Below are 22,552 nucleotides of genomic sequence, written 5' to 3' on the forward strand. Positions count from 1 at the left end.
GTAAAAAAACGCCACTCTTATTCCTAAGAGCGGCGTTTTTCAGAATAATCTAATTAATTAAATTAGAATTTGAAGCTAGCACTTAACTGCACGTAACGTGGAGTTTGGAATGCTAATGGACGACCAAATGAGTAATCGTTGATTACTGCAAATGAACCTTCAGCACTTTCATCTACACGAGTAACTGTAGCTGCATTAAATACGTTAAATACGTCAATTTTGAATGAAGTATCTAAGCCCATTAATTCAGTGTTATACGCTAAGTTTAAGTCTAAACGTGATTGCCATCCTAGACGACCCATTGAACCACGAGGGCTGAATGTCCAGTCATAAATAGCATTGCCATCACCGTCAACTTCACCAGTATCATTCGCTAACCAGTAAGTATCACCGTAGTCTACTTCACCACCGTAGTTAGGGTGACCTAGACCTGTTGCATTGATTGGACGACCAGATTCAATGTTGAAGTTAAAGCCAGCTGTTAACTCGTCAGTGATTGCAACTGAACCGTAAACTTTGATGTTATGACGACGGTCATTTGGTAAGTAACCATATGCACCATCCATCAATTCAGGGAAATCCCAGTCAGTTGTTAAACCAGCGTCAGTTTGACCGTTATCCGACTTAACCATACCTTCCGCATTACCTCTACTCTTAGACCAAGTGTAAGTGATGTTTACAGCCCAAACGTCATCCCATTGCTTAGCAAGGTTAAGATCAATAGCGTCGTATGTACGTTCTGCTTCTGGGTATACTAAATCTTCAGCAGAGAATGTCATCCAACCGTCAACTTCACCATCACAGTCTGTGTCACCAAATATTTCCATATCTTTACCTGGGTTACCAAGTACATATTGATGTGGAGCATAACCAGCAGCACAAGTGCCAGAGTTAACATATGCGTGGTCGATGATCATGTCATCGATAGCACCGTTCATTGAACGGTTAGTATATTTAATACCAGCTGACCATTCATCACTAACCATAGTTTGGTAACCAATGATAATTTCATCTTGGTACATAGAATCTAAGTTGTTAGATACAATTGAACGAGTGTCAGGTGTTTCGCCACTAGAAATTACTTCTAGATCGCCAATTTGAGCGCCAAGTGTGTAAGCATTTTTAGGATCGCCAGTTAGGCCACCTAATTCGTAATATTCTCTTACATCCCTTTCGTTACCAGCTAGACGAACATTGGTGTTGTTAGCTACAGGCAAGAAATAACGACCAACATTGATGAATGCTTTAGAGTCGCCGTCACCATTAACATCCCAAGCTAAACCTAAACGAGGTGCAATCATGCTATCGATTTTTGCGAACGTTTCTCCGCCCGCATTTTTATTATCAAACGCTTCGTTACGAAGACCGATAGTAGCGGTTAAGTTATCGTTAATCGCCCATGTGTCTTCAATATAAAACGCAGATGCTGTCGTTTCAAATGAACCACCAACTGTTCTTTCACGACTACGGATGTAGTCAATATCTTCAGTTAGAGTTACACCATTAACTGCTGTTCCGGCATTACCTGGGTATATTAACCAGTAAGCGCCATTTGGACCTGAATATAATTGATTAGAGAAAGATGTATTAGTTTCATTGTCGAAACCAAAGCGGATTAAGTGATCGTCGCCAAGTACCCATTCAAAGTCCATACGGAACGCTTCACAAGTATCTTCACCTTCTTCTAAGAAGTAATCAGAAGTGGTAGAACAACCAATCCATACATCGCCTACTGGGATGCTAGAGTTAGCGCCGTAATAAACACGGTAGTCACCAACAAGTTCACATTCGCCGCCAGTTGACGATTGTGTAGTCAAGTCATATGAGTTTTCACCATATAATACAGACATTGTTAAATCGTCGGTTAAATAACCAGTGTATTTAACAGACCAGTTTTGACCACCACTTTGATCAACAGCTGTTGATGCGTAAGTATTATTGCCGTCACCGTTGCCAGTGTAAACGTCAGTAACTGTTTCATTCTCATCAGAGAACGCTAAAAATTCTAAACGATGATTGTCTGAAATATTCCAGTCAATTTTTGCACCCCAGAAAGCATTATCTGAGCTGTCTTTATCTAAGTTACCATTTGAATTAGTACGGTCATACTCAGCTGATACATCACGTGGATTGTAAATAGCGTAGTAGAATAATGTATCTTCAATGATCGCACCAGATGCCCAGATATTAGCTTGAGTGCTAGAGCGGCTGTCATTGTCTCTATAAGTGTACCAAGTACCGTCGTTTGCACGAACAGAAGGACTGTTTTCACGCATAGATTCAGGTTGCGTGTAAATGCTGCCACCCATAGCAAATTCGTTAGAACCAGATTTAGTTACGGCATTTACAACACCACCAGTTGAACGACCAAATTCAGCTGAATAACCACCAGTTTTAACTTGGAACGTTTCATAGAACTCATAAGGTACATTTGAGAAGCCCAAACCGTTACGGAAGTTAGTAACGTTCAAACCATTAATGTAAGTAGAGTTTTCTGCAACAGAAGAACCACCGAATGATGCGCCGCCGAAACGAGAGTCACCACGAGTTGTACCTGGTGCTAATAAAGCAACAGAAGTAACATCACGAGGAACAGGAATACGAGCTAGTTCAACAGCACCAATGTTTAACGCAGTTTCTGCAGTTGAAGTATCGATTGCTGAAATTGCACTACCCGTTACAGCAATACGCTCTACGCCAGCTTGGAACATAGTTGCGCTTACTGATGTCTCACCCAATCGAACACTAATGTTTTCAATTGTTTCAGACTCGTAACCAGCTTTAGTGGTTGTAACTGTGTATTCACCAATTGGTAAAGAAGGGAAACGGTAAGAACCATCATCGTTTGCGATAACTGTTCTTGTAAAACCTGTGTTCGAATTTTTAATTGTTACAGTAGCGCCTGCAATAACCGTTTTATTCGCATCAGTAACTAAACCTTTTAGAGTACCTGCATTATTTGCTGCGAAAACATTAGCAGACATACCTAAGGTAGTTGCAACTGCTAAAGCAGCAATACTACGTTTAAAATTTTTCATGTGATTTGTTCCTGGATTATTTTGTTATTTTTTTTACATAAGTGATGCTTGAAATGGAATCATTGATTTCATTTTGCACAACTTGCTGACCAATAGTAAACGTAACAAATTGTAAAGTTCAACACATTTCGTAATAAATGTTACATTTCGCAACATTTTGGTTAATTAAAGAGCAATTTTCTAGTGTAATACTATGAGACAGGCTGTTTAATAGGCTTTTACTGTGCAGATATCGGTAATTTACAATCTTACATCTACGTAATAATCAAAGGAGGGTCTGTATAATTTGCTGGTGAATGTAACAAATTATTGCCAAATTATATATTCTGAAGCTCATCACTTAATTTAATTTTTTATATCGCTTTGCAACTTGAGCCGGCATTTGGGCTGTGAATTGCGTATTTAAGCCATTTAACGCAACGAACATGCTGCTAGGATCAATTTGATCTAATTCAACTAAGGAGTAGGCCGCAGATTCTAATGTGGACATTCCACCTTTAAAATTGCTTTTCCTTATTTTGTATTCAGTTTCCGTACCAATGGCGAATGTTAAATGCATTAACGGACTGAGCCAAGGGTTTTGATACATGATTTTTTTTGCTTTATTCCAAGTACCATCGATTAAAATGATATTGTTAACTTCAGATATGACTTTGGGGTCACTATTTATCGGTCGACTTTTTTCAGAAGGAAAGATAACGGCGTAGTGCTCTGGGTTGGCGGTAACCAATTGTTTTATTTCAAGGAAATCAGTTTCAGATTCGCCAATATAAGTAGCGATATTATCTGATAATAACGTTAACAAACGAACGGTGTTTTTTGCATTTTTCACCTCAGACGGGTGTTGTAAGATTATTATCCGAGTTTTATGTTTAACTGGTTGCAGGTAACTACATAAACATGTTTTCACTGGATATTGGCATTTTTGGCAGATATCTCTAGGCATAAAACAGACTTTTATTAGATAAAAAGGTCTCATGAAGGTTTATCAATGCCTTCATGAGATGAAGTTAGGCAATTTTATAACTTATTAAACGCATCAATAGAAAGGTTTTCAACGTTACCTTGATTCATTGCAATACTGTCTTCTAACCTAAATCCACCATAAGGTTTAAATTGTTCAACTCTATTCCAATTAAAATCTGTGTTGTCTTTTACCGTATCTAATAGCTGATCAATAAAGTAAATCCCAGGTTCAACCGTGAAGACCGTATTTTTTTCCATTCTACGTAGCAGTCGTAAATGCGGGTACCTAGGATCTTTAGAGAGCAACTCTCCTTGTTTATTGGCAAAGTGGCCACCCACATCATGTACTTGTGTGCCAATGTAATGGCCAACACCACATGGAAAGAATAGTTGGCTATAACCTTTTTCATAAGTTTGTTGGGCATCACATTTTACAATATCAAACTCAGATAATAATTTGGAAATACGGCGATGGGCCGAGTCATGAAAGTCAAAATACGCTTTGTTAACTTCAATTTCAGATAACAAATCAAAATATTCTACTTGGTAAGCATCGAACATTTGTTGAAATTCACTTGTGCCATTTAAATAGGTTCTACTTATGTCTGCGTTGTAACCATTAAACTCAGCGCCTGCATCTATAAGGAAAGATAACCTTTGTTGTGGTTGTTCTGTTTGGTAATCGTCGTAATGTAATACAGAGGCATTATGGTTAAAGGCAATAATGTTGTTATAAGGTAAACCAGACTCACGAATGTTTAATGACTCAAGGTAGGCTTGATGTATCTCTAGTTCAGTTTTACCGGCATAAAACGCATCTTTTGCGACAACATGTGCTTTTGCAGCCATAAAGTTAGCCACTCGCAAACATTCAATTTCATATTCAGTTTTATAGGCTCGGTTATATTCTATTTGGTTTATTAATAAAGCTGGATTAATTGCACCTAGACTTAAATCTTCGGTAATAGGCAAACCTATATATGCGAGAGATTTAGTTTTATCTTTAACGGCATTTTTAACATCAGCTATATTGGTGATGATGGTCAAGTCGAAATGTTGCTGCCACTCACCGTCTGGCAGTTGCGGTTGTGCATGCCAGTAGTCTAATTTCTGATTCAAAAATAAATGTGGCTTTTTACCTACTTCGACTAACACAAAACTTTCTGGTTGTTTTGTTAATGGTAACCAGTATTTAAAATGTGGGTTGGTTTTAAACGGATAGGCATTATCGTCTCTAAAACCATAACCACTATGACCTGAGTAGATTAACACGCTTTCAAAATCATTTTCTTGTAATGCCGATTCAAACGTTTGTTGCAGTTTTTGAATATGTTGTTGGTAAATAGAGATCATTAGCAAGCCTTGTCGAATGTATTAAATAGTGGTTATTTTTTTATTTTATAATGACACGTTATTTTATTTGATATGTCGGTTCATTCTTTTCTGAATAAAGAGTCCTAACACTATCACCACAAGCCCGATTACAGTTGATATATAAATAGGCTCTTTTAAAATCCAATTTATAAATAACAATGAAAGGAAAGGAGACATATAAATTAACGAACTAATTTGTGCGGTACGAATAGCATAAGACATCGCTTTTAACCAAAATACAAAAGCAATACTCATTTCAAATAGCCCTATGTATATCCCCGCCGTAACATTGGTAACCGTAAAGTTAAAGGCATCCCAATTGTAAATGGCTAACAGCAATAACGCAGGCGTTCCGCATATAAAACAGATTAAAATAGACTCTATAGCGGGCGCATTGGTTCTTTTGTTTAATAGCCAGTAACTGGACCAAATTAAAGTAGAAAGAAATGCGAGTCCAAGACCTATCAAATCAAAATCTGGTAAATTGGCAAAATCAAATTGGGTGATCGAAATGATAACGCCAACATAACAAAGCGCGAGGCCTATCCCATCCCCTTTAGAAAACGTTTGTTTTAAGATAGGTATAGATAATATAGCTAAAACAATACCCCAAGTGTAATTAATTGACTGCGCAATCTGTGCGGGCAACCTTTCGTAAGCACCAAACAACACATAATAATATAATACCGGGTTAATATTGCCTAAGATCAAGTAGAGCAATGGGGTTTTTCTAAATATCGCCAAGAGGCTTTTTTCTGTTTAGAAAATAGATAAACCACAAATAACACAATAAGTGACGACACTGATGAAACAACAACAAGCTGCGATAAGGTCGAATCACTAAGCGCTAATTTAAACGCCGTTGCTACGGTTGACCATAATAGAACACTGATCAACGCAAATTGGATGGCTTTGGTTTGATTTTTTTCCGTCATGGTTTTTCGTTCAAAAGATCTTGTTTCATGATCTCTTGATACGGCGGCCAACCTAAAGGTTTACCTGCTAAAACATGTAAATGGATATGGTAAACGGTCTGTCCACCATTTTGATTACAGTTCATCACAGCACGGTAACCGTCTTCTGCGAATCCTAACTCAGCTGCTATTTTTGCTGCAACAACGTATAAATGCCCCACTAAATGAGAGTTTTGTTCGTTAATGTCATTCATCGTCGCAATACGTACTTTAGGTATCACAAGAAAGTGAGTTGGGGCTTGAGGGTTAATGTCGTTAAATGCCAGCGCTAACTCATCTTCGTAAATAATAGTGGCAGGGATCTCTTTATTAATGATCTTATCGAAAATTGTGCTTTCTGACATGGTAAATACTCGTCTGGTTGTAATTTGGGGGATACTTTAATCAGCGTTGTTAATTAACGCAATCTTTAACAATGAAATATTCGACAACTTGTTACTTTATTAATACAAAAGTTAATTAGGTTAAAAACGAAATGGTGTTTTTGTTTGATGTTATTGGTTATGATAAGAAAAATTTTATCAACACAGTGACGCTTGTGAAATTCCACCGCTTTTTAATACAGATCATTACCTTAGTTAGTTTATTGTTTGGGACTTCTGCTTTTGCCGTTGAAGTTACTAACTTATATACAGGTAAAATCTTGGTTAACGATAAGACGCAAAAAACCAGAGTTAAAGCGCATCGTTGGGCAATTGAGCAAGTCTTATCTAAAGTCAGTGGTGATAAAGATATATTAGATAACGATGTGATTAAACGTGAAGTACAACACAGATCGGCTAATTATATTAAATCGTTTGCATTTAAAACCGATGAACAGGGTAGAACCTTTTTAGTCGATCAGTTTTATCAAACCAAAATCGATAAACTTATTAAATCCGTTGGTGGCTCTATTTGGGGACGTCGCAGACCAAACACATTGATTTGGTTAGTGGTCGAAGAAGGGGTTAACCGTTCTATTGTAGAACTTGAACAATACCCTCAGTTATCTGAAATACTAAGTCAATCTTCCGATGATCGTGGCCTTCCAGTTCTATTACCGTTAATGGACACCATAGATAAAGATGCGATTTATTCGTCTGATGTTTGGGCTCGTTTTGAAGGAACCGTTTCTGCCGCATCAGAACGCTATAATGCCGACAACTATATAATGGCTCGTATGCGTTTTGTTGATTCCAATAAAGAGCCTGAGTATCAAACTGGCTGGTTGTTACAATTTCAATTAATGAAAAACACCAAACAACTACTTAGCGATGAATTTAGCGGAGAGCAGTTTGCGGTTATCCGTTCAATGATAAATCGTGTTGGCGATTATTTTGCCTCTGAGTATGCCATCGATAGTGAACAAGTTGGGGCAGATAACTTAGAGCTAATGTTAGAAAATGTGCCCAATATCGTTGCGTTAACCAAAGCGGAAAAGTACTTATCGTCTTTACCGCCAGTCACTGATGTACAACTTATGAAAGTAAGCAAACAACAAGCTCAGTTTTATCTAAACTTATCTGGTGAAGGACTCGACGTTGTTCGGGCGTTAGCGTTATTACCTGAATTTGAAAAAATAACAGATGTAGAACAAAAACAACCACTTAAAAGTCTGACCATAGAACAGCAACTAGAGATACTAACACGTGAATATTTAGCACAAACGCAACAGGCTCAACAGTTAAACAATTCTGAAGGTGCAGAAAACGCGGTAGTGGAAGACGTTAAAAAGAAATCGATTACACTTAAATATAAGTGGTTAGGTAAATAAAGTGCAATTATTACTGCCCGTTACGATTAACAGTAGTCAGACATTTTCTTCGTTTGTTACCCCTAAAAATGTACAAAACGTCATGACCAATGAAATAAGCCGAGCTATCGAATCAGATAGTTTTGTGGCTTTATATTTGGCAGGTAGCGACAGCAGTGGCAAAACTCACTTATTAACGTCTTGTTGTCATCATGCCAATGAAGTTGGTAAGTCGAGTATGCTGTTACCATTAGAACAAGTTGTAGACTCATCACCTGATTTAATATTGGGGTTAGAGAATGTCGAAGTCGTGTGTGTTGACAATATCGAAGCCATATCCAACAACTTAGAATGGGAAACGGCTATTTTTAATCTGTTTAATGCATTACAACAAAATAACGCCACAATCATATTTACGGCTTCGGATTTACCTACTAAAACTCAAATATCACTCCCTGATTTAGCGTCTCGTCTACAGTGGGGAACGTTGTTTCAAATCCCAACTTTATTAGAACAAGATAAAAGTCGTGCGCTTGTTCAACATGCGCACTACATGGGGTTTGAATTAACGGAAGAAGTGGCAAAGTTCATGTTAAATAGATTGCCACGTAAAATGTCGTTTTTGATGCAAGCGCTAAATACGCTTGCCAAACAAAGTATTGAAAAACAGAGGAAAGTTACGGTTCCTTTTGTTAAAGATATCCTAGAGATATAGCCAATTTATAGAACTATTTAGGCCTGATGTTACTGATAATATCACCTAAACTGCCATATTCAGAACCGCCTAATCTTGACAGCGGATTTACTTTATTAGCTAACACTTTGACTCTGCCTTTATCATCTATATTAATCACTTCATCATTAATATAAATATGTTCAATTTTAGCGAAAATAAGCGTTTGCGGTGTTTCACCCAACTCCTGCGTTTCAAATAAAGTACAAGCAAAGGCAATATGACAATCTTTTAATCTAGGTAATGAAAACCCTTCAAATTCAACGGTTTCTAATCCGGTTGATAATAATTCAGACTCTCCATGTTCTAAGGTCGCAGCCGAAGCTGTCACCGCTTTTGACTGGTCACTGTTGGCAATATGGATAACTAACTTTTTGTTTTGCTTTACATTAACCGTTGTATCTTTTGCCGAACCATCCGGTTTTTTACCAACAGAAAACATCAATAGTGGTGGTGCACTGGATACCGCAGTGAAATATGAAAATGGTGCAAGGTTATAATTCTGATCACCAGAGTCTGTTAACACCCAAGCAATTGGTCTTGGGATGATAGTTTGAGTCATTAAATGGTAGACGTTATTGGCTGATAACTGCTCTAAATTGACAAGCATAATAGGTTAATTTTCCACTTTTAAAACTAAAGGATTAAGCATACAGAAAAAATAAGCGGAAAATCCATATAAATAAGGATTTAGCACTAATATTTTGTGTGCAATTAAGTTAGAATTCGCGGCTGTAATTTTTATTAAAAGTTTAGTGCCAATCAAACTAAGTTATTGGTATTTAAAGACCTTGGATTTTGTACCGAGCGTCAGAACAAATAAAGAGTGTTCCATGAATTTAGAAGAGATCGTTGGATTAGCTGAACAAGCAATCACACAAGCAAATGAAATCCAAGCGCTGGAAGATGTGCGCGTTGAATATTTAGGTAAAAAAGGCAAGATCACTGAGTTACTTAAGTCTTTAGGTAAAATGGATCACGAGCAGCGTAAAGAAATGGGTCAAGCTATCAACATAGCAAAAGGCACAGTTCAAAAGTCAATTTCAGAGCGCCGTGAACAATTACAAACAGAAGCACTGAATGCAAAATTAGCATCTGAAACGATTGACGTGACTTTATCTGGTCGTGGTGCAGAAATGGGTAACATTCACCCAGTGTCACGTACTATCGAGCGTATCCAATCATTTTTTGGTGATTTAGGCTTTGAAGTTAAACATGGTCCTGAAGTGGAAGATGACTTCCATAACTTTGATGCGTTGAATATCCCAGAACACCATCCGGCGCGTGCAGATCATGATACTTTTTATTTTACCCCAAAAACGGTTTTACGTACTCAAACCTCGGGTGTTCAAATCCGTACAATGGAAAAAGAAACACCGCCGTTAAGAATTATCTCTCCTGGCCGTGTTTATCGTAATGATTACGATCAAACTCATACGCCAATGTTCCATCAGGTTGAAGGCCTTATGGTGGATAAAAGCGTCAGCTTTGCTGAACTTAAGGGTGTGATTCATGACTTTTTACGTAACTTCTTTGAAGAAGACGTTCAAGTTCGTTTCCGTCCATCTTACTTCCCGTTCACTGAGCCATCGGCAGAAGTGGATATTATGGATAAAAATGGTAAATGGTTAGAAGTATTAGGCTGTGGCATGGTACATCCAAATGTATTACGTTCAGTAAATATTGACCCAGAACAGTACACAGGTTTTGCCTTTGGTATGGGTGTTGAGCGACTAACAATGTTACGTTACGGCGTAAACGATTTACGTTCATTCTTCGAAAACGATCTTCGTTTCTTAAAGCAGTTTAAATAAGGATCTCACAAAATGAAATTTAGTGAAAAGTGGTTACGTGAGTGGGTTAATCCTGCAATTACAGTTGAAGAATTAGACGAACAGTTATCAATGGCTGGTTTGGAAGTTGATGGTGTTGAGCCAGCTGCAGCAGAATTTACCGGTGTCGTTGTTGGTGAAGTGGTTGAATGTGGCAAACATCCAGAAGCGGATAAATTACAAATTACCAAAATTAATGTAGGCAGTGCAGGCGATGGCGAATTAATCGATATCGTATGTGGTGCTAAAAACTGTCGCCAAGGTTTAAAAGTAGCAGTTGCTATGGTTGGTGCTGTTTTACCGGGCGACTTTAAAATCAAAAAAGCCAAATTACGCGGCCAGCCATCATTTGGTATGTTGTGTTCTTGGTCTGAATTAGGCATGGCTGATGACTCAGATGGCATCATGGAATTACCAGCAGATGCACCTTTAGGCACAAACATACGTGAGTTTTTACAATTAGACGACAACATTATTGAAATCGACTTAACACCAAACCGTAGCGACTGCTTAGGCATTGCAGGCGTGGCTCGTGAAGTTGGCGTATTAAATAACATTGATGTTACGTCTTTAGAAGTGAAATCGGTTGAAGTATCGATTGCTGATACGGTTGATGTTGAATTAGTCAACTCAAATGGATGCCCACGTTATTTAGCCAGAGTTATTAAAGGCATTAACTTAGATGCGACAACCCCGTTATGGATGGTTGAAAAATTACGTCGAAGTGGCATTCGTTCAATTGATCCCGTTGTTGATATAACAAACTTTGTATTGATTGAATTGGGTCATCCAATGCATGCGTTCGACTTAGCAAAAGTGGAAGGTGGCATTAAAGTACGTAACGCTAATAAAGATGAAAAATTAACTTTATTAGATGAGACAGAAGTGACATTAACAGAAGATACGTTAGTCATTGCTGATCATAATAAAGCATTAGCGATAGCTGGCATCTTTGGTGGTTTAGAGTCTGGCGTGTCTAACGAGACAAAAGACGTTATCTTAGAAAGTGCATTCTTCAATCCGGTGACTATTGCTGGACGTGCTCGTTCATACGGTCTTCATACTGATGCATCTCATCGTTATGAACGTGGTGTGGATTACGAATTACAACGTACAGCGATGGAACGTGCAACTCAGTTGTTACTTGAGATTTCTGGCGGCGAAGCAGGACCTATTGTTGAAGCGGTATCAGAAGCTGACTTACCAGTTCAAACAGCGATTGTATTACGTCGTGCACGTTTAGATCGTGTTTTAGGCCATGTAATTAGTGATGATGAAGTTACCACAATCTTAAATCGTTTAGGCTTAAAAACTGAATTTAAAGACAATAGCTGGTTTGCTATCTCGCCAAGCTTCCGCTTTGATATTAATATTGAAGAAGACTTAATTGAAGAAGTAGCCCGTGTTTACGGTTACAACAATATTCCAAATGTGGCACCTGTTGCTTCATTAAATATGCCTGTACGTAAAGAAGCTGTATTAGATAAAACGGTATTTTCTAATATCCTAACTACTCGTGGTTACCAAGAAGCAATTACATACAGTTTTGTTGACCCTAAAGTTCAAGAGAAGTTATTCCCAAAACAAACTGGATTAACGTTACCTCACCCAATTTCGGCTGACATGTCAGTGATGCGTGTGAGCTTATGGGCTGGTTTATTACCTGCAGTAGTTCGTAACCAAAATCGTCAGCAATCACGAGTTCGTTTATTTGAAAGTGGTTTGCGTTTTGTGCCTGATAACACGGCCGAAATGAACATTCGTCAAGAAGTGATGTTTTCTGGTGTTATTGCGGGTTCTATCGCGGGTGAATCGTGGGAAGAAAAAGCGCGTCCAGTTGACTTTTACGATGTTAAAGCCGATGTTGAAGCCTTATTACAAAAATGCGTAGACAGCTCATCGTTCACTTTTCAGCCTTTAGCTGCGGACAGTGAATTGAATGTTGCATTACACCCTGGTCAATCTGCAGAGATATACCGTGGCGATGTATTAGTCGGTCATGTAGGTGCGGTGCATCCTGCGGCTGAAAAAGCGTTAGGTTTAAACGGCAAAACATTTGTATTTGAACTATTGATGTCAGAACTAACTCAGCGTAAATTGCCAGATGCAAAACCGGTGTCTAAATTCCCTTCAAATCGCAGAGATATAGCGGTTGTTGTGAAAGAACAGGTAAATGCCGGTAATTTACTAAAAGAAATAGAAAAAGTTGGCGGAAATCAATTAGTTGACCTAAACTTGTTTGATGTTTACCGTGGTGAAGGCATCGGTGAAGGTTTTAAAAGCTTAGCAATCTCAATTATTTTACAAGATGTTGAAAAAACATTGGAAGAACAAGAGATTAATACTAAGATTGAACAAGTCGTTAATACGTTAACTGAAAAATTTGAAGCAACGCTTAGGGATTAAAACACTATGGCACTAACCAAAGCAGAAATCGCAGAACATTTATTTGAAAAAGCAGGCATTAACAAAGCCGATGCGAAAGATTTGGTTGAAGCTTTTTTCGAAAAAGTGAGAACTACACTAGAAGACGGTGAACAGGTTAAGTTATCTGGTTTTGGTAATTTTGAATTACGTGAAAAACAATCGAGACCTGGCAGAAATCCTAAAACTGGTGAAGATATTCCAATCTCTGCTCGTCGAGTAGTCACCTTTAGACCGGGCCAGAAGTTGAAGGCTAGGGTAGAAGTTGGGACCGCTCAATTGGTTGAAAAACAAAAGTAGTGGAATTAATAGGTCATCAAGTGTGGCCTATTTTATAACCAATAAAAAAACCAGCTAAATGCTGGTTTTTTTGTTTTTTGAATTTACTAAAGTTTTTAGTAGAAACCGTGAGGCGTTCTGCAATCCATACCTAAAGTAGATAGGTAATCTAACCAGAAGTTAGCTGGGTTATATCCGTCGCCTTGTTTAACTACAGTGTAACCTGTAGATGTTACTGCAACTGGAGCCGCTTTTTTAGCCGCCGCTTTTTTCTTAGCCGGTGCTTTTTCTTTAGCAGGAGCCGCCGCTTTAGCAGGGGCTGCTGTAGAACCTGAAAGTTCTGCAGTCAAATCAACTAATGCTGCTAGACGAACATTTTTTCCGCCATCAATACTGTACCAACCACCTTTTGCTTCAATTTGTGGTTCTTTTTTATTTACTTTTTTGTAAGCTTCAGTGAAGTCAGACAAGACTTGATCTTTGTCTAGTGTGCTCATTATATTTACCTGAATTTAGTAAGAATTTAAGTTGAGCCTTATTTATACAAAGTTTTTCTACCTATATCAACTTATCGGCCCAACTTAAGCCAAATTAACAGTAAAAAAGCCTAAATAGGGTTATAAACATAGAAAAATAACAATTACACTAGCGTTAACGAGAAACATCAATTGCGAATAAAAATTTATGAAAACCAAGCAACTTACTCAATATCTTAATACACTATTAAACTCGGATAACATAAATGATTATTGTCCTAATGGTTTACAAGTTGAAGGCAAACCAGAGATCGGCAAAATAATCACAGGTGTTACCGCCAGCGAAAGGCTAATCGATGCAGCTATCGAACATCAGGCCGATGCCATATTGGTGCATCATGGTTACTTTTGGAAAGGTGAGTCGCAAGTTATTACCGGTTTGAAAAAAAATCGATTAGCCAAATTATTAAAACATGACATTAACTTACTTGCTTATCATTTACCTATCGATGTTCATTCTGACTTGGGCAATAACGCCGTGTTAGCCAACTTACTTGGTATAACCAATGTAGTACCAGTGGAGTCGGTTAAACCTAAAGGCGTGTTGATGCAAGGGAAGCTCTCTACACCAATGTCGATTGATCAATTTGGACAGTTAGTTAACTCAAAATTACAACGTGAACCTTTAATTAATGCCGTAAATAATGAGCTCGTCTCAACGATTGCTTGGTGTACAGGTGGTGGCCAAGGTTATATTGATGTTGCCGCGGAACTAGGTGTTGATGTGTTTTTAACCGGAGAAGCATCGGAACAAACGATTCACAGCTCTAGGGAGTTTGGTATTCACTTTGTCGCCGCGGGACATCATGCAACCGAACGTTATGGTGTGAAAAGCGTAGGTGAGCATTTAGCCAATGAATTCGGTTTAGATGTTCAGTTTGTTGATATTCATAACCCAGTGTAAAAACGAGTCTTTAATCTAATGTCTAAAAATGATTGTAACTTTGATACTCGTACTAAAACCTTTAAAAATAATATTTATGGCACTGGCAAAGGGAAAATTCGTGAGGCCGTTTTACTACAAGATCTAACCCAATACTTAACGCAGCAATGTGAGAATAAAGCAGAAAAAAATCAGCATTTAAAATCTTAGATGTGGGGGGCGGACAAGGTCAAATCGCCTTACAATTGGCCGAGATGGGATTTGATGTCACCTTATCCGATATTTCAGCTGACATGTTAGCCATGGCTCAAGAGTCGGCTCATGAGCGTTCATTAACGAATTTGACCTTAATTCATAGTGCCTTACAAGATTTACCTAACCAACTTAATCAAAAATACGACTTAGTCTTGTGTCATGCGGTATTTGAGTGGTTAGAAAACCCAAAACAAGCGTTTGAATTGTTAATCCAATTTTGTACGGCAAAAGGGGGTATTTCGTTAATGTTTTATAATCAAGCAGGGCAAGTGTTGAGTAATTTAGTTTACGGCAACTTTGATTATATTCGCAGTGGCATGAAAGCTAAAAAAGTGGTGAAACTTAATCCACAGTCAGCGTTAAATTCAGAAGAGGTTTACAGTTGGTGTGACGAATTTAACCTTAATATATTGGTTAAATCCGGCGTCAGGTGTTTTCATGATTACATGCGAGATATCTCAAAGTGGGATTCAGACTTTGACAATATTCTGCAAATGGAATTACAGTATTGCCAACAAGAACCTTACGCCAGTATTGGCCGTTATATGCACTTATTAATAACAAAGTAATTTCAGATATATTTAAGGATGACTATGAAACTGTATGGCTCAACAACCTCACCATACGCAAGGCGTTTACGTTTATTTATGGCCGAGATGGAATACGAATTTATTAACATAGATGTATTTGGTGACGATAGGACATTATTAAAAGAGAAAAATCCTACCTTAAAAATACCCATGTTGGAGGATCTGGATAATGCCACTTGCCCTATTATTTATGACTCAGGCGTGATCCATCAATACTTAGTTAATAAGTTTAAATTAAGCAATTTATCCATCAATCAACAAACCCAATTAGCGGTGATTGATGCGTGTACGGACGCTTTACTTAATATGTTGTTTTTGGCACGAAGTGGGGTAGACACAACTCAAGACAATTTATATTTTAATGCGCAAAGAGAGCGAACCGTCACGTCATTTAATCAGTTGGAAAAGCTTGTTTCAGACAAACATATCCACGAATGGGATTATGTCGCAATCAGCTTGTACTGTTTGGTCGAGTGGGCTGAGTTTCGTCAATTAGTCGACCTGTCAGAATATCGTAATATAAACGCCTTTATGGCCGTAAACGATTACCATAAAGGCATAAAACAAACTAAACCCTCAGCGTGATTAAACAATCACAACTGAGTTGTCCTCGTAACTTAAGGGAGAAGGAAGGTAGGCGTCTGCTTGCCAATCGTTTTCCCAAGTTTGCTCATCCAATAAATACCTGAATTGATACGCCTGATCTTTGTCTAAATCTAACGTTAAGGTGAAATCACCAGACTTTAATTTCTTCATGGGTGCGGGTTGCCAATTATTAAAGTCGCCTGACAGTAAAGCTACATTAGCCTGTTTACTTTCATCTTTTGGTAATTTAAAGGTGACTTTACAAATGGGTTTAGTTTTTAAATACTTTTTACTTAAGCTCATATTAAAATCCTTCTACATAAAGGTTGAGATTGGGGGGCGTCAAATCTTAATATAGAAGGATTAACGCATTTTGAAATAGAATTTGAGTAATTACTCTGATGAAATCGTTTGCATCAAACAAGTCATATAAATGGTATGTTTTTTGACCGTATTATGGATTGAAAAATGAGGCATAAAAAAACCGTTAATATTAACGGTTTTTTTAGTTCGTCAGATAAGTAGATGATTAAGACTTATCAGAATACCCTTGGTTATGTACATCAAACATAGCACGTCCAGAAGGGTCAGCATTTGCTGTAAAGCTCGCATCCCATGCTAACGCTTCAGGCGTTGAACATGCTACCGATTTACCACCTGGTACACATTCAGCCGCTGAATCTAACGGGAAGTGCTCTTCAAAGATAGTACGGTAGAAATACGCTTCTTTTGAATCCGGCGTATTATGAGGGAAGCGATATTGTGCACTTGCCATTAATTGATCGGTTACTTTTGATTCTGCAGATTCAACTAATGTATCTATCCAGCTGTAACCAACGCCATCTGAGAACTGTTCTTTTTGACGCCACAATACTTCTTCCGGTAAGTAACCTTCAAATGCTTCACGTAAAATGTGTTTTTCCATTTTTCCGTTACCACACATTTTAAGTGCAGGATTGGTGCGCATCGCAATGTCCATAAAGTCTTTGTCTAAAAATGGTACGCGTGCTTCCACGCCCCAAGCTGACATCGCTTTATTTGCTCGTGCACAATCAAACATGTGTAGACGTTTGATCTTCCGTACTGTTTCTTCGTGGAACTCTTTCGGGTTTGGTGCTTTATGGAAATATAAATAACCACCAAATAATTCATCAGCGCCTTCACCAGACAATACCATTTTTATGCCCATCGCTTTTATTTTACGTGACATTAAGTACATAGGAGTTGAGGCACGAATGGTTGTAACATCGTACGTTTCTAAGTGATAGATAACATCACGGATCGCATCTATCCCTTCTTGAATAGTGTAGGTGATCTCATGGTGAATAGTACCAATTGCATCAGCTACTTTTTGCGCGGCAATTAAGTCAGGTGCACCGTCTAAACCAACAGCAAATGAATGCAGTTGTGGCCACCATGCTTTTGATTTACCTTCATCTTCTACTCGTTTTTGGGCAAACTTTTGCGCAACCGCAGAAATAACAGAAGAATCTAAACCTCCAGATAATAAAACACCATAAGGTACGTCAGACATCATGTGTGATTTAACCGCGTCGCTTAATGCATCATGAATTTGTTTAGCGTCGCCTTTGTTGTCTTTAACGGCATCAAACTCAAACCAATCTCTTGTATAATATTGTTTGATCTCACCGTCTTTACTAGACCAGTAATGTCCCGGAGGAAATTCTGAAATAGTGCGGCAAACCGGCACTAACGCTTTCATTTCAGAGGCAACATACAGTTGTCCGTCTACGTCATAACCGTAATACAAAGGAATGATCCCCATATGGTCACGAGCGATCAAATAACTGTCGTCTGTGTCGTCATATAAGATAAACGCAAACATGCCTTTTAATTTGTCTAAAAACTCAATGCCATCTTGCTGATATAGTGCAAGAATGATTTCACAGTCTGACTGAGTCTGGAAGGTATAGTCAGTGGTTAACTCTGCTTCAAGAGCTTTATGATTATAAATTTCGCCATTAACGGCTAAGATGTGATTTCGATTTTGATTATATAGAGGTTGCGCGCCATTCTCTAAGTCAACAATCGATAAACGCTCGTGAGCAAGAATCGCATTGTCGTTATTCCAAATACCAGACCAATCTGGGCCACGGTGACGTAATAGGCCAGATAATTCTAGCGCTTTAACTCGTAAATCTGCAACGTCAGTAGTAACGTCCAGTACTCCAAAAATAGAACACATAAGTAGTTCTCTCCATTAAATCAAAATCACAATAATTCAAGTCATACACTAAGCGTTTGGCGCGGCTTTGGTATATGACATCTATAATAACTTAACAATAAGTTAGATTAGAGCTTGTACTTTAATCAAGCCCAGCCTGAGACTGCCACAGATGATTAGCCAATGCCAAGTGATTTTTATGCAATTAATAAATGTAGGAATCAAAAGGAGAAAAAAGCATCACTAAGTGTTTAAAAATAATACGTAGAAGGTAAGGTTAATTACCTTCTAACGATTCTGAAGTGACATAAAAAGCAATGACTAACATCATGCCTGATACGATATACACAGGATTAATACCCAAGAATAAACTCGATAGATCAATTAGTTTATTGGTTAACGGCAAGTTGCCTTCAAATAAGAAGAGAAAGACAGATAAAATAGTTATGCAGACAAAAATTGAACAAGTCATGATTTTCTGTTTTAACTTTAAATAACCTTGTTGTCTTTTTATCAATGTATTTAAAACTTGTTTGCTAAAACCATCGTCTGACAATACGGGTAACGATTGTTGTAACAGGGCGTCTATGTTTCTATTCACTATGCTGCTCCTCGTTTTTTGTCCTTAGAGTTATCGACGTTTTTCTCAGATAGTAATTCCGCTATTTTAGCTTTACCGCGAGAAATATGTGATTTAACCGTCCCTATCGGTAATTGCATAATCTTTGATATTTCTTGATGTGTATGACCAAAATTAGAGTTAAGCGTAATGGCTGAACGTTCTTCATGGGTCACATAATACAGAGCTTGTTCTATTAAAATTTGCGGCTCAATATTATCCGTTATTTGTATCTCAATGGGGTCATCATTTAATACGAATTTATTCTTTCTGATATATTGTAAAAAATGTCGGTAACAAATCGTTAATAGCCAACCAATAAAGCTGCCTCTCGCATCATAGTTTTTAACTTTCTCAAATGCTGTAATAAAGGTTTCTTGTGAGATATCGTCAGCAAGTGCATTGTCACCTTTACATAATCGTCTGGCATAATTTCTTATTTGACTCTGATGCAAATTAACTAATTTGGCAAAGGCATGATGATTTTCATCTACGATAACCTTTGCAATTAATTTAGATTCAATAATATCCATTAAATAGCGCTAAATTACGATTCAAGCTTTTCATGTAATTTAAACACTAATATATACGCAAACCCAATAATAATTGGGAACATACTGAAGCCAATCATCACTTTAGTTTCAAGCTCACCCGCTGGTGAAAATATACCGAACAACGCAAAAGCAATACCAAAAGCAATAAAAATAATACCGCGTTTTAGGTCGGCAAAAGGGCGCTTTTTATCTAACAATTTTTCAATAGTTTCTGGCGATAATGTTTCTCCTTTTTCAATGGCCAGTTGTAATGTTTCTTGTAGTTGCTTCTTAGATTTAGAATTAAAAAACATAAAACTAACCGTGATAATGGCAACCGCCAAAAAGAAAGTAATAGGAACTAAAATATCGTGCATGGTCACTCCGAGTTGTTGTATAAAATATAGTTGTTAAGTAGATGCAGCAAAAACGAATTTAGATGCAAAAAGTTTAATTTATTTAAAAAATATACAAGATCTCTATGCGCTAATGCGATTTATAATAAACAGACACTGAATCTACTTATTTAATTTATATATTATTTTTTCTGAAAACGGATGGTCGGGGGATGTGGTATAAAATGGAAAATGTGCAACGTTAGGTGAATTAGGATAAAACTGAGGTTCTAAACAAATTCCTTGTCGCGGTAGTAAAGGAGACGACAAATAATCACTGGTATACACTTGTAACCCCGGATAACCAGAAATAACTTCAAGGGTTAAATCCTGTTCTGGACTTACCAAAACGGCAGACGGTTTGCTTGTGTCATTAACCACATAATTATGGTTAATCGATTTAGATCCAATGTTAGTGAACTTAGTGAAGTCAAATTGAGTATGTTGCACCTCATCTACATTACCAGTAGGAATTCCTTCGTCATCAACTGGTGTATAATGTTGGCAATTTAACCATAAAGAATGTTGGTCAATTAGGGATGTCTTATTAGCATTAACACCTGATAAGTTAAAATACGCATGACCTGTAGGGCCAATAAATGTTTCTTTTTCGCTATATGCATTAATGTTAATTTTTAGCTGACTGGTTTGTTCAGCCAAACGATATTCAACCTCAAAGGTGATGGAACCAGGGAAGCCATTAAAGCCATCTTCTAACCAATATTTTAAGGTAATGGCCCGAGTAGAATGTTCTTTAACCTGCCACATACAAGATTCTAAGGCATTGTTGCCACTATGTAGTACGTTGTTCCCTTCATTTGCCGCTAGTTTATGCAATACTCCGTTTAACTGGACCGTCGCATCCTTAATTCTATTGGCATACGGCCCCGCGATTGCCCCACAATAACTAGGATCGTCCCGATACAATTCATAATCTTGGTAACCAACAATAATATTTCTGGATTGGCCGTTAACCAAGGTATCCCATTTAACGAGGCGAGCGCCTAAGTTAATAATAGATACATTGTCACCAACCTGATTTTGAATCGTAAATGTTTTTATCATATTTCACTAAAGTCATATAACGAGAAAGAAATAATAGTCAAAATTGCATCATTTAAACAGCATTGATTTTATTCGTTTTTAATAGCGCTATAAACCGCTAAATCAAACCAGTAAAATCAAAACATACTGCTAAGTGGGTTAACATTCAGTAATGTTAACCGCTAAGCCGCCACGTGCTGTTTCTTTGTATTTTGACTTCATGTCATTGCCGGTATCCCACATGGTTTTTATCACCTTGTCTAAAGATACTTTTTGACCGCCCGTACCACGTAGGGCTAGTCGAGCCGCATTGATGGCTTTGATTGAGCCCATTGCATTACGTTCTATACAAGGCACTTGAACCAATCCGCCAACAGGGTCGCAGGTCAAACCTAAGTTATGCTCCATGCCAATTTCGGCTGCATTTTCAACCTGTTCAACACTGGCGCCTTGAATTTCGGCTAATGCCCCCGCTGCCATGGAACAAGCCACGCCGACTTCACCTTGGCAGCCAACTTCTGCGCCAGAAATGGAGGCATTCTTTTTATATAAAATACCAATTGCGCCAGCGGTTAATAAATAACGCACAATCAAATCATCATCTAATGGTTGAACAAACTTATGATAATACATGAGCACAGCTGGAATGATGCCAGCAGCGCCGTTAGTTGGCGCGGTAACTACACGGCCGCCGTCGGCATTTTCTTCATTCACGGCTAAGGCAAATAAGTTAACCCAGTCCATCACCATCAATGGATCTTTGGTTTGATCCGCCGATAACTTACGTTTAAGTGAAGACGCGCGGCGTTTTACTTTTAGCCCGCCAGGTAAGATGCCTTCAGTACGAATACCGCGCTCAATACAAGCTTCCATCACATGCCAAAGTTTAACCAACTCAGCGCGTATGGTTTTTTCATCTTGAAACGTTTTTTCGTTCGCCATCATTAATGCCGGTATGCTTAACCCATGGGTTGTACATTTTTCTAGTAGTTCAGCACCGCTGGAAAATTCATAAGGAACGGCTTGGTCAATTTGTTCAAGTTTTGCGGTTTGTTTTTGTAATTCAAAGTCTTCATGTTTGACAATAAAACCACCACCAATGGAATAGTAGGTTTGTTCAAATATGATTTCAGTGCCAGCACTTGTATTGCCGTAAGCAAAAAACGTTAACCCATTGGAGTGAGCAGGTAAGGTTTTTCTACGGTGGAAAACGATCGCATTGGTTCTAGGGAATTGAACTAGATGTTTACCTAACAGGTTAATCGTCTCAGATTGTTCTATTAACTGTAATTTATCTTTAACGGTGTCCGGGTCTATGGTTTCAGGCAGCTCACCTAATAAACCTAAGATAACAGCTTTACCGGAACCATGACCAATGCCTGTTTGGCCTAGGGAACCATATAATTCCGTTTTAATAAAACTGACTTGTTGCAACAAGTTTTTGTGCTCTAAGGTATCTACGAATTCGCGCGCGGCTTTCATAGGTCCAACGGTATGAGAACTAGACGGCCCAATGCCGACACTAAACATATCAAAAACACTTAACATAAATATGGATCTTCATTTCAAAATATT

The 22,552-nt window shown here is 38.0% G+C and carries 24 protein-coding genes; 9 read left to right on the forward strand and 15 right to left on the reverse strand.

Annotated elements, in window-relative coordinates; translation table 11 throughout:
• Positions 1–62 precede the first annotated feature (62 nt).
• The 6 genes from RT723_RS17265 to RT723_RS17290 form a co-directional block, all read right to left on the reverse strand.
• Positions 63–3,038, reverse strand: a complete 2,976-nt coding sequence (locus RT723_RS17265) for a TonB-dependent receptor (protein WP_315948384.1) — start codon at positions 3,036–3,038, stop codon at positions 63–65.
• 340 nt (positions 3,039–3,378) lie between these two features.
• Complete coding sequence (locus RT723_RS17270; RefSeq protein ID WP_315948385.1) at positions 3,379–3,984, reverse strand: tRNA-uridine aminocarboxypropyltransferase; 606 nt, start codon at positions 3,982–3,984, stop codon at positions 3,379–3,381.
• Between the two features lie 74 nt (positions 3,985–4,058).
• Positions 4,059–5,357, reverse strand: a complete 1,299-nt coding sequence (pepQ, locus tag RT723_RS17275) for a Xaa-Pro dipeptidase (protein ID WP_315948386.1) — start codon at positions 5,355–5,357, stop codon at positions 4,059–4,061.
• 63 nt (positions 5,358–5,420) lie between these two features.
• The gene (locus RT723_RS17280) at positions 5,421–6,098 is read right to left on the reverse strand and encodes a DMT family transporter (protein ID WP_315948387.1); all 678 of its coding nucleotides are present in this window, start codon (positions 6,096–6,098) and stop codon (positions 5,421–5,423) included.
• Complete coding sequence (locus tag RT723_RS17285) at positions 6,086–6,313, reverse strand: hypothetical protein (protein WP_315948388.1); 228 nt, start codon at positions 6,311–6,313, stop codon at positions 6,086–6,088. The genes RT723_RS17280 and RT723_RS17285 overlap by 13 nt, the downstream gene beginning before the upstream one ends.
• Positions 6,310–6,696: a histidine triad nucleotide-binding protein gene (locus RT723_RS17290; RefSeq protein WP_216053563.1), complete on the reverse strand. Its 387-nt coding sequence runs from the start codon at positions 6,694–6,696 to the stop codon at positions 6,310–6,312. Before RT723_RS17290 ends, RT723_RS17285 begins: the two co-directional genes overlap by 4 nt.
• 131 nt (positions 6,697–6,827) lie before the next feature.
• Here RT723_RS17290 and RT723_RS17295 point away from each other — a divergent pair, with 131 nt between their 5' ends.
• Together RT723_RS17295 and hda are read left to right on the forward strand one after the other, a co-directional pair.
• On the forward strand, positions 6,828–8,105 hold the full coding sequence (locus RT723_RS17295; protein ID WP_315948389.1) for a DUF2066 domain-containing protein: 1,278 nt from the start codon (positions 6,828–6,830) through the stop codon (positions 8,103–8,105).
• Between the two features lies 1 nt (position 8,106).
• A complete protein-coding gene (gene hda / locus RT723_RS17300) occupies positions 8,107–8,799 on the forward strand; it encodes a DnaA regulatory inactivator Hda (protein ID WP_216053565.1) in 693 nt (230 codons plus the stop codon).
• Positions 8,800–8,812: 13 nt separating this feature from the next.
• Here the strand turns inward: hda and RT723_RS17305 are convergent, their stop codons facing one another.
• The gene (locus RT723_RS17305; protein WP_315948390.1) at positions 8,813–9,427 is read right to left on the reverse strand and encodes a flavin reductase family protein; all 615 of its coding nucleotides are present in this window, start codon (positions 9,425–9,427) and stop codon (positions 8,813–8,815) included.
• A 223-nt stretch (positions 9,428–9,650) separates the two neighbouring features.
• Here RT723_RS17305 and pheS point away from each other — a divergent pair, with 223 nt between their 5' ends.
• From pheS to RT723_RS17320, 3 genes are read left to right on the forward strand one after another with little or no spacing between them, the layout of a single operon-like run.
• Positions 9,651–10,631: a phenylalanine--tRNA ligase subunit alpha gene (gene pheS / locus RT723_RS17310; RefSeq protein WP_315948391.1), complete on the forward strand. Its 981-nt coding sequence runs from the start codon at positions 9,651–9,653 to the stop codon at positions 10,629–10,631.
• Positions 10,632–10,643: 12 nt separating this feature from the next.
• Positions 10,644–13,055 (forward strand): phenylalanine--tRNA ligase subunit beta, encoded by a 2,412-nt coding sequence (gene pheT, locus RT723_RS17315; protein ID WP_315948392.1) that lies wholly within the window; start codon positions 10,644–10,646, stop codon positions 13,053–13,055.
• 6 nt (positions 13,056–13,061) lie between these two features.
• Positions 13,062–13,373: an integration host factor subunit alpha gene (locus tag RT723_RS17320; RefSeq protein WP_315948393.1), complete on the forward strand. Its 312-nt coding sequence runs from the start codon at positions 13,062–13,064 to the stop codon at positions 13,371–13,373.
• Between the two features lie 95 nt (positions 13,374–13,468).
• Here RT723_RS17320 and RT723_RS17325 read toward each other — a convergent pair whose 3' ends face one another.
• Complete coding sequence (locus RT723_RS17325) at positions 13,469–13,849, reverse strand: hypothetical protein (RefSeq protein ID WP_216053570.1); 381 nt, start codon at positions 13,847–13,849, stop codon at positions 13,469–13,471.
• Positions 13,850–14,036: 187 nt separating this feature from the next.
• On the opposite strand from RT723_RS17325, the gene RT723_RS17330 reads away from it, so the two are divergent.
• From RT723_RS17330 to RT723_RS17345, 4 genes are read left to right on the forward strand one after another with little or no spacing between them, the layout of a single operon-like run.
• Positions 14,037–14,792 (forward strand): Nif3-like dinuclear metal center hexameric protein, encoded by a 756-nt coding sequence (locus tag RT723_RS17330; RefSeq protein ID WP_315948394.1) that lies wholly within the window; start codon positions 14,037–14,039, stop codon positions 14,790–14,792.
• Positions 14,793–14,810: 18 nt separating this feature from the next.
• Positions 14,811–14,981, forward strand: coding sequence for a hypothetical protein (locus RT723_RS17335; protein WP_315948395.1), 171 nt, complete (start codon positions 14,811–14,813; stop codon positions 14,979–14,981).
• Positions 14,982–14,983: 2 nt separating this feature from the next.
• The gene (locus RT723_RS17340; RefSeq protein WP_315948396.1) at positions 14,984–15,595 is read left to right on the forward strand and encodes a methyltransferase domain-containing protein; all 612 of its coding nucleotides are present in this window, start codon (positions 14,984–14,986) and stop codon (positions 15,593–15,595) included.
• A 24-nt stretch (positions 15,596–15,619) separates the two neighbouring features.
• A complete protein-coding gene (locus tag RT723_RS17345; protein ID WP_315948397.1) occupies positions 15,620–16,201 on the forward strand; it encodes a glutathione S-transferase family protein in 582 nt (193 codons plus the stop codon).
• Here the strand turns inward: RT723_RS17345 and RT723_RS17350 are convergent, their stop codons facing one another.
• The 7 genes from RT723_RS17350 to RT723_RS17380 all read right to left on the reverse strand — a co-directional run bounded on the left by RT723_RS17350 (position 16,202) and on the right by RT723_RS17380 (position 22,525).
• Positions 16,202–16,504, reverse strand: a complete 303-nt coding sequence (locus RT723_RS17350) for an isoamylase early set domain-containing protein (RefSeq protein ID WP_216053574.1) — start codon at positions 16,502–16,504, stop codon at positions 16,202–16,204.
• A 226-nt stretch (positions 16,505–16,730) separates the two neighbouring features.
• Positions 16,731–18,407, reverse strand: coding sequence for an asparagine synthase B (asnB, locus tag RT723_RS17355; RefSeq protein ID WP_315948399.1), 1,677 nt, complete (start codon positions 18,405–18,407; stop codon positions 16,731–16,733).
• A gap of 256 nt (positions 18,408–18,663) precedes the next feature.
• A complete protein-coding gene (locus RT723_RS17360; protein WP_315948400.1) occupies positions 18,664–18,987 on the reverse strand; it encodes a hypothetical protein in 324 nt (107 codons plus the stop codon).
• Positions 18,987–19,538: an RNA polymerase sigma factor gene (locus RT723_RS17365; RefSeq protein WP_315948401.1), complete on the reverse strand. Its 552-nt coding sequence runs from the start codon at positions 19,536–19,538 to the stop codon at positions 18,987–18,989. Before RT723_RS17365 ends, RT723_RS17360 begins: the two co-directional genes overlap by 1 nt.
• Before the next feature lie 14 nt (positions 19,539–19,552).
• Positions 19,553–19,915: a DUF6249 domain-containing protein gene (locus tag RT723_RS17370; RefSeq protein WP_216053578.1), complete on the reverse strand. Its 363-nt coding sequence runs from the start codon at positions 19,913–19,915 to the stop codon at positions 19,553–19,555.
• 141 nt (positions 19,916–20,056) lie between these two features.
• Positions 20,057–20,998, reverse strand: a complete 942-nt coding sequence (locus tag RT723_RS17375) for an aldose epimerase family protein (protein WP_315948402.1) — start codon at positions 20,996–20,998, stop codon at positions 20,057–20,059.
• Between the two features lie 138 nt (positions 20,999–21,136).
• A complete protein-coding gene (locus tag RT723_RS17380) occupies positions 21,137–22,525 on the reverse strand; it encodes an L-serine ammonia-lyase (protein WP_315948403.1) in 1,389 nt (462 codons plus the stop codon).
• Positions 22,526–22,552: the final 27 nt, after the last annotated feature.

Source organism: Psychrosphaera aquimarina (assembly GCF_032461525.1).
Classification (GTDB): Bacteria; Pseudomonadota; Gammaproteobacteria; order Enterobacterales; family Alteromonadaceae; genus Psychrosphaera; species Psychrosphaera aquimarina.

What these genes read in the sequence shown, in the direction of transcription:
- RT723_RS17265 (WP_315948384.1), bottom strand. Translation starts at nt 3,038, where the DNA reads ATGAAAAATTTTAAACGTAGTATTGCTGCTTTAGCAGTTGCAACTACC.
- RT723_RS17270 (WP_315948385.1), bottom strand. Translation starts at nt 3,984, where the DNA reads ATGCCTAGAGATATCTGCCAAAAATGCCAATATCCAGTGAAAACATGT.
- pepQ (WP_315948386.1), bottom strand. Translation starts at nt 5,357, where the DNA reads ATGATCTCTATTTACCAACAACATATTCAAAAACTGCAACAAACGTTT.
- RT723_RS17285 (WP_315948388.1), bottom strand. Translation starts at nt 6,313, where the DNA reads ATGACGGAAAAAAATCAAACCAAAGCCATCCAATTTGCGTTGATCAGT.
- RT723_RS17290 (WP_216053563.1), bottom strand. Translation starts at nt 6,696, where the DNA reads ATGTCAGAAAGCACAATTTTCGATAAGATCATTAATAAAGAGATCCCT.
- RT723_RS17295 (WP_315948389.1), top strand. Translation starts at nt 6,828, where the DNA reads ATGGTGTTTTTGTTTGATGTTATTGGTTATGATAAGAAAAATTTTATC.
- RT723_RS17305 (WP_315948390.1), bottom strand. Translation starts at nt 9,427, where the DNA reads ATGCTTGTCAATTTAGAGCAGTTATCAGCCAATAACGTCTACCATTTA.
- pheS (WP_315948391.1), top strand. Translation starts at nt 9,651, where the DNA reads ATGAATTTAGAAGAGATCGTTGGATTAGCTGAACAAGCAATCACACAA.
- pheT (WP_315948392.1), top strand. Translation starts at nt 10,644, where the DNA reads ATGAAATTTAGTGAAAAGTGGTTACGTGAGTGGGTTAATCCTGCAATT.
- RT723_RS17320 (WP_315948393.1), top strand. Translation starts at nt 13,062, where the DNA reads ATGGCACTAACCAAAGCAGAAATCGCAGAACATTTATTTGAAAAAGCA.
- RT723_RS17325 (WP_216053570.1), bottom strand. Translation starts at nt 13,849, where the DNA reads ATGAGCACACTAGACAAAGATCAAGTCTTGTCTGACTTCACTGAAGCT.
- RT723_RS17330 (WP_315948394.1), top strand. Translation starts at nt 14,037, where the DNA reads ATGAAAACCAAGCAACTTACTCAATATCTTAATACACTATTAAACTCG.
- RT723_RS17335 (WP_315948395.1), top strand. Translation starts at nt 14,811, where the DNA reads ATGTCTAAAAATGATTGTAACTTTGATACTCGTACTAAAACCTTTAAA.
- RT723_RS17345 (WP_315948397.1), top strand. Translation starts at nt 15,620, where the DNA reads ATGAAACTGTATGGCTCAACAACCTCACCATACGCAAGGCGTTTACGT.
- RT723_RS17350 (WP_216053574.1), bottom strand. Translation starts at nt 16,504, where the DNA reads ATGAGCTTAAGTAAAAAGTATTTAAAAACTAAACCCATTTGTAAAGTC.
- asnB (WP_315948399.1), bottom strand. Translation starts at nt 18,407, where the DNA reads ATGTGTTCTATTTTTGGAGTACTGGACGTTACTACTGACGTTGCAGAT.
- RT723_RS17365 (WP_315948401.1), bottom strand. Translation starts at nt 19,538, where the DNA reads ATGGATATTATTGAATCTAAATTAATTGCAAAGGTTATCGTAGATGAA.
- RT723_RS17370 (WP_216053578.1), bottom strand. Translation starts at nt 19,915, where the DNA reads ATGCACGATATTTTAGTTCCTATTACTTTCTTTTTGGCGGTTGCCATT.
- RT723_RS17375 (WP_315948402.1), bottom strand. Translation starts at nt 20,998, where the DNA reads ATGATAAAAACATTTACGATTCAAAATCAGGTTGGTGACAATGTATCT.
- RT723_RS17380 (WP_315948403.1), bottom strand. Translation starts at nt 22,525, where the DNA reads ATGTTAAGTGTTTTTGATATGTTTAGTGTCGGCATTGGGCCGTCTAGT.